This is a genomic window from Gilliamella sp. Pas-s25, from assembly GCF_009795885.1.
Taxonomy (GTDB): domain Bacteria; phylum Pseudomonadota; class Gammaproteobacteria; order Enterobacterales; family Orbaceae; genus Gilliamella.
In genome coordinates this window covers 21,385-28,857 of record NZ_WTEV01000032.1, presented here as the reverse complement: position 1 = coordinate 28,857, position 7,473 = coordinate 21,385, and the positions used below count along the sequence as shown (strand labels likewise).

General features: G+C 36.2%; 2 protein-coding genes. Both read right to left on the bottom strand.

The features are described 5' to 3' along the window. Nucleotides 1-296: 296 nt before the first annotated feature. Entirely contained in the window at nucleotides 297-5,240 is a 4,944-nt protein-coding gene (locus GQ593_RS11610; protein WP_160432174.1) for a DNA repair ATPase, read from the bottom strand. Nucleotides 5,241-5,357: 117 nt separating this feature from the next. Beyond that, nucleotides 5,358-7,469: a hypothetical protein gene (locus tag GQ593_RS11605; protein WP_160432173.1), complete on the bottom strand. Its 2,112-nt coding sequence runs from the start codon at nucleotides 7,467-7,469 to the stop codon at nucleotides 5,358-5,360. Nucleotides 7,470-7,473 lie beyond the last annotated feature (4 nt).

Genomic DNA, 7,473 nt, shown 5'->3' with positions numbered 1-7,473 from the left:
TTTTGTAACTAGATAACCAATTTTTAAAGTTTAGCTAGGTTTTAGACGCGCTATCTTTTGACGTAGAAAGTAACAATGGTTATTACCTCCGATTTAGGGGATTGACCATCCCCTCGCTCAGGCGAGGGGGGAATTGTGGCTATTTTGGCTAGCAAACATGAAAATCTCCAAAATCAGTCATATCCAACCAATTTACTTCACAAAATATCACTTTATTTTTTGTAAAAATAGTCAGTAATAACTTTGATTTTATTCGATTTTTATAAAAGCAAATTTTTATCCAAAAGCGCTATTTTTTATAATTTCAATGCCTGCACGCTTTGTACTAAATCAGCCAGCTGTGTAACAATTTGAATGCCTGTATTTGCTTCATCGCCACCAAGCGTTTTGTTGCGCATAAAGTCGGTTTTAATTTGTTGCCAGCGTTGAGATTGTTCTTTGGTTAATACGCCACGGATTTCTGCCAATTTTAGTAAATTTTCTTCAGCGCCGTTGGTGAGTAATTGTGCCTCGCCAAGATAGTGATCTTCAATGATTTGATTTAATTCTTCATCATTCATAACCGAAGATACTTTTTCTGCTAGCTTATTCATATTTCGATAACTACCTTGCAATTTAAATGGTGGTTCTGTTCGGTATTTATCGGATTGTGCTGCGCTGACAATGTACTGTTGATTGACTTTAAACACGACTTCACGAATTTTTAATAAATGACGAAGTACAGCAATAATTTCGCTAATTTCAGCTTGGCTATAAGTGTAGCTAAGTTCGTTGGTATTAAGTGGTTTTCCTTGTGCATGATCGATTAATCGATAAAGGTCATTAAGATCACGCAGGGCAAGAGGCGAAAGAATAGGATTGGATGTTAAGCAGTTTTCAATATAGCTTGACGCAAATACTTCATCCATGCCTCCAAGCACTTCACCTAAGTTATAAATATCTGCACGGTTAGCCAACATATCAGGAATTTTAAAGACTTCGCCCGATTCGGTATAGGGGTTACCCGCCATAATCACACAGAATTTTTTGCCTCGCAGATCATAGGTTTTGGTTTTACCTTTCCAGACCCCTTCAATACGTCGAGAGCCGTCACAGAGTGAAATAAATTTTTGTAAAAATTCGGGATTGGTATGTTGGATATCATCAAGATAAAGCATAACGTTGTTACCCATTTCAAGTGCTAAGTTAAGCTTTTCAAGTTCTTGGCGAGCTGTTGCATTGGGTGCTTGCTCGGGATCAAACGATAACACGCTATGACCTAATGCCGGCCCATTAATTTTCATAAAAATTAATCCCAGACGATTAGCGATATATTCCATTAAGGTTGTTTTACCATAACCCGGTGGGGATATAAGTAACAGTAATCCCATTAAATCGGTGCGACGACTTTCCCCCACTGTGCCCATTTGTTTTGCTAAGTTATCACCAATAATTGGTAAATAAACTTGGTTAATAAGTTTATTACGCACAAATGAACTTAATGGTTTTGCCTTAAATTCTTCAAGGTGTAAAAAGTGGCGTTGTTCTTCTAAAACCTCTTGGCGAAGCATTTGGTAATGTTTAAATTCTGGAATTATTACTCGTGATTGTTTACGCATACGACTGAAGAAGTCATCTAGATTTATCTTTAATACACCTTGTTTGATGCTTGGATGTTCACCTAATAGATCATTAACTGTAATATCAAGGTCAATTTCGCTAATTGTTGTGGTGATGCCATTTTCTTTATCTAAAATACATAGCATAGCTGCTTCAGCAATATAAGCAGCGAATTTTTGATACTGAGGTAGGGTACATAGTCCTTTAAACCAACTTTCGATTAGGTTCCAACGATCGGCTATCCGTGACATTAGGTTTAATTGTGATTGATTAAAGTCCCCCCACATGTGAGACTGCTCTAGTTGTGTTTTTAATCCTTCAAACAATGTCTGACTATATTTACTTAACGTAAATTGTTGCGGTGTTTCGGCTAATACATAGCTTAAATATTCAGATGCTTGTTTTATGTGGTAATTATCATGTGGTATTGGATATTTTTGTAGAAATAAACCAAGTTGTTCTGATATTTCTGTACGTAGATTTATTAAGCCTTCTTCATGACCAAACAGTGAATAGATATCCATACAAGTTTTAGCGCGTTCTGGCCATAACTTAGCAATGTCATTTTTTTGGTTATAATGCCAATAAAGCATCGCTAGACTGCGCGCTAATGGGTTATAACGTAGCAAGCCTGCCACTTCGCCAAGTGGAATAAGTTTTAATAATATCTTTACAGCATCATGATCGTGAATGCCTTTTTCATAGCCTTCTCGATATCGTATTGCCGCATAATCGCGTACTGTTTTATTTAATATTACGGGCTGATTTAATTCGCTAACAAGATCATCATAGCTAAAATCATGTTCTTTTTTTAATGCAGAATTAATTATTGAGTAGGCTAGGTATTCTGCCCGGTAAACCGTTGGGGATTCTGACTCTAATGACATTGTCCAAAACGGTTTGTAGCTTTCTAGCTTAGGATGCGCTAATTTTTCTTGATAGTCGGTACCTGTTAATTGTAAATATAAGTGGTTTTCTTTAGGTACAACGGTTAGGTCAAGCTCTTGGGTATTGACGCTAAACTTATGCCTTGGACCGAGTTTTATGACATTACCGCCTGATTCAAAAATTTCTGATTTATCACGTAACGCGCGTATTGCTTGATCTTGTGCGCTTTTAAATCGGGATTCGATATCATCAGCTTTAACATTATCAAATAGTGCTCTTAATTTTTCGACAATTTCACGAATTTTTTGAGCTAGAGGATCGGCAACAAAAAAAGCATTAAGTTCAGTTTGATCTGAAAACTTCGCAGTTCTTCTTGGTATGCTATCTAAAATTCGTTGTGCTGCAGTAAGTAGTGCTTCACTGCGTCTGGTCCTATCTTCAAGTAGTGCTTGTTTGTGAGTTTCAAAAGATTCTAGCACCTCTTCGCGTTTTGCTAAGATATCATTTAAAAACTCTTCGCTTTCGCTAAACTGATTTTCAAGTTCTTCTAATTGAACTAACAGCCTCGAAAGTTCATCATCACATTTTTCAGGTGTTGTTGCGAGCCCTAATGCATTGGCTATACTTTGACTAAATAGTTTAAATTGGGCACCAAATTGGGCGACCATTTCAACACTAGACAGATTTTTCCGTTTTTGATGAATTCTGGCTTTCGTTTGATTAAGTTTGGCATAAACTTCAGCAATTGATTCAATGATTTTGGTTTGCAATGTAACATCATTAAATTTTAATGATGCCATTAATTGAGATAACATATCTAAATCATTAGACATATCATCAGCTATTTTTGTTGGCTCGCTAAGTTTTGCGGCAGAGTCTGCTTTAGTAATGTCATGCTCAATATTATCAATTTTTGATATGAATGGCGCTAAGGCTTGTTCACTACCTAAAAATTCCGCAGTGGCTAAAGAAACGATAGATTGGCGTTTTTTTAGTTCATCTTCCATTATATCGATTTGGTTTAAATCGATATAACGGTAAGTTCTTAATGTGACAAGGCTACCTAATTGCATTTTTATGGCATTAAGAGCATCAACATATTCTTGGGTTTCTTTCCAACTATCAGGATATAATTTTGCTAATAGATCTTGTTGATTTGAAATTGCTTCGCGCATAGCGCTATTTGATTGGCGGCGTATACTTTCAACTTTTTCATATTCATCAAGCACTAATTCGCTTGTTTGCGAGATATTACGAAGAATAGGCGCAAACGGTAAATTTTGTTCATCACTTAACCAAAAGTAGCTATCAAAAAGCCGTTTAGTGTCTTCACTTAATTTGCTATATAGTTGGGATGATACTGATTGATTGTCAATTTCGCGAGCAATAAAATAGAGATCAGAAATACCACGAACTAGATCAGCATTACCAATTCTACCTAAAAAGCTGTTATTTGTTGGCTGTCTTGCGGCAAATTCATCGCTATAAAATGGTGTTTGCCAAATTTGCATTGGGTGGACGCGAGTGGGGTCATTATTTTCACCCTCGAATACGACCATTCTGCCATCTTCGAACACGGCATAACCTTGACCTAAAATAGGATTATCCAGTTTGCGCTCAATCATATTATAATTAAATAATGCTAAGCGACCAGAAGTTGGATCATAAAATATATATAAAACATCTTCACCATTAGGTGAACGTCTGATACGTCTAAAACGCATTCCCGACATTGACTGATCAAATGTTTTGTATTCGCCATTTTGTAAATAATAACCACCAGGAAAAATAATGCCATGATCTTCTGGAAGTTGGATACAAGCTTGACCTATAAAATCAATTCTTTGTACTTTTTGTGTTAGTATATTATAGACTAAATAACGCCAATTATCTTCACGATAAGGTAATACCTTTAATAGAATTAAAGATCCTACTTTCGCGTACTCTATTTTAGCATCATTGATGGATTGATTTTTATCGATAACATCTTCGCGGTAAATGCCAAGACCATCGTTGGTGTTATTTTCACATTTTATGGTTAAATCACCGCCAATGGTTTCAACAAAAACAGTATCTAACACATTTACATGTGGGAATCGACCATTAACGATATTTTCACGAGTGGTCTCTTGCCATTCAAAATCGTAAGCGGGCGGAAGTGCAATATCACGCTCTCCACGATTATCAATATAATTAATGTTTTTTTTATCGCTTGATATAGACCATCGAAAAACACGAATATCGCTAACACGTTCACCAATTTGGAAACTGGCAAGTAGTTTTCCATCACGTTCAACAAGTTGTAATAACTGTGCATTTTTATAATATGTATATAGTTCATTAAAGTCTTGAACAAACCGATCAATATTTAAAAAGGTGTTAGAAATATCAACTAGATCCGCTTCGTAATTACCATCACGTTCCATCAATTGGTAAAGTGAAAACACATCTTCTATTTTGGTCTCTTTTTTTAACCCCATAAAGACGTTATATCCAAATAATAACCAATCGCCAAAACGTACAATGTCTCGTGCAATACAATTATTTTCAGTTCTTATCCGAATACGGCTAATAATTGACATGTCACTTTTGCCAAATTCAGCAAGCCTTTCTTGGTTTAGTGCCTCTGTTTTTTGGTTAAGTTCTTGTCCGAGTGATGTTAAACGTTTGCGAAGAATTTCATAAGCGCCACCTTCAGCAACGGCGTTATCAAGTATTGTTTGTTGTTGATTTTCTTGTTCTATTTCAGCCATTTTTAACTCGTTGATCATTATACAGAAAGGTTATTGTCTTTAGTCGGTCTGTACAACCAACTAAAGACAGTTGATAGTGATAATTCGAATTAAGAATTATCTAGAAGTATAAGATTTTTAACTATCACTTTCTTGGTTACTATCGGATGGTAAAAATTGCTTAGCTAAGGCTTTTAAATCTGCATTTTTCAACGCATCTTTTAAATCGATATTTTTGTTACCGGATAAGCGTGATAATACTGACTGCAAGGCAGATTGCAGAACAGGGCTTTGATTAACTGTTCCTTCAATAGCTTTACCCACACTAATTGCTTTAGAGAAGCTATTAAAGAAGTTATCATTACCCCCAACGATTTCAATATTTGCTTTACTAAATGCTGCTGCAAGAACATTTGCTTGTTCGCGTGCAATGTCTTTATTGGCAGCAATAGCAGCCATAGCTTGTTCAAATCCTTTTTCAAGAGCTAAACGGAACTCTTCGTGGTTTTTCGATTGTTCATTCATTGTGCCCATTGCTTGGAATTTTTCAACTAAACCATTTGCTTCTGCGGTTAAGCGTTCACGAATAACCAATGCTTCAGCAAGACCTTGTTCCTTAGTTGCTGCTGCTTTAGCAAAACCAATTCGTTCATCGCCTCGAGCTTGCGCCGATAGCTTTTCTTCAAGCACTTTAGCTTCAGTTAAACCTTGTTTTTCAGTCGCTATTGCTTTTGCTTCAATAACTTTTGCTTCTGATAAGCCTTTTTCTTGATTACCTCTCGCTTCGGCAAGTAAGGTTTCAGCTGTAATATTGGCTTTGACTAATCCTTCTTTTTCTTCGGCTTCGGCTCGTGCTTTACGAACTTTAGCTTCAGCTAAACCAATGGCTGCTTCTTCGGCCTCAATACCTTGTGCTAATTGTTTTTTAGCTTCTGCCTGTTTAGCTGCGGCTTCAAGTTCAGCTTGAGCCATGGTGCTAATTTCAATGGCACGGTGTTTTGATGCTTGTTCATCGGCTTCAGCTTGTTTGACTTGTTTAACGAGTTCTTGTTCGGCTCTTGCCTCAGCTTCAATAATTGTGGTTTGTTTTTCACGATCTGCTCTTGAAACTTCACGTACTTCTTTGATGTTTTCTTCTTCGACTGCAACGGTTTTTTCAACAGCAACACGTTCTCGAATGACATTGGCAATAAGTTTTTTTTCTTCTTCAAGTACTTTATCTTTTTCAATTCGTTGTAGTTCAACTTCACGTTCACGAGCAACGATTTCAAGAGAACGAGCTCTTTCAACACGTTCTTCTTCAATAGCAATAGCTCGTAGGCGATTTTGTTGTGCAACTTCTACTTCACGCAGGCGATTTTCTTCACGTACTTCGATTTCTTGTTGAGACTGGATTCTTGCTTGTTCTGCTTTTAAGCGCTCTTCTTCTTGTACTTTTAATGTTTCAGCAGCTTCGCGAGCACGAATTGTTTCGATTTCGCGTTTTTGGCGTGCTTCAGCATCGGCTTGCTGACGTTCAAGCTCTAATTTTGCTTCAATGGTTTCGGTATCTTTTTTCTTTAATGCTAATTCAAGATCTCGTTCACGTTTGTTTGTTTCATCTTTATGAACAGCAGTAATTGACGTGATTTTATTGATCCCTTCCGCATCAAAAATATTATCTGGATCAAGTGATTTTATTGGTGTTTGTTCTAAATAATCGATGGCAACATCTTCTAACGCATAACCATTAAGATCTTTACCGATAACGTCAATAATACGTTCACGGAAGTTCATGCGATCCTCAAACAACTTTGATAATTCAAATTGTTTACCTACAGTTTTCAGGGCTTCTGAAAATTTCGCACTAAAGAGCGAACTAACTGCTTTTTGATCTGATGCTCTATCTACACCAATTGATTTGGCTACTTTTAATACATCTTCAGTGGTTTCGTTCACTCGAAGATAAAAAGCAACGCAGATATCTGCACGTAAATTATCTTTACAGATTAAACCATCTTTTCCTCGACGTTCTACATCAAATGTAATTAATGAAATTTTCATAAATTCTTTTTTGTAGATAACTGGGTAAACTAAAGCACCTGTAAAGTGTACTTTGGGTTTTGAGGTCATATCATTAACGATAAGTGCTGTACCTTGAGGAACTTTAATATAAAAAGCTTTAAATAATAAGAAAAATCCCATTATAACTAAAAAAATAATTCCTACTGTTACAAGAAAAAATATTATTGTATCTGTATTTATATGCATAATT

Excerpts from the sequence above, each read along its gene's own strand:
- GQ593_RS11610 (WP_160432174.1), bottom strand. The coding sequence starts at position 5,240 with ATGGCTGAAATAGAACAAGAAAATCAACAACAAACAATACTTGATAAC.
- GQ593_RS11605 (WP_160432173.1), bottom strand. The coding sequence starts at position 7,469 with ATGCATATAAATACAGATACAATAATATTTTTTCTTGTAACAGTAGGA.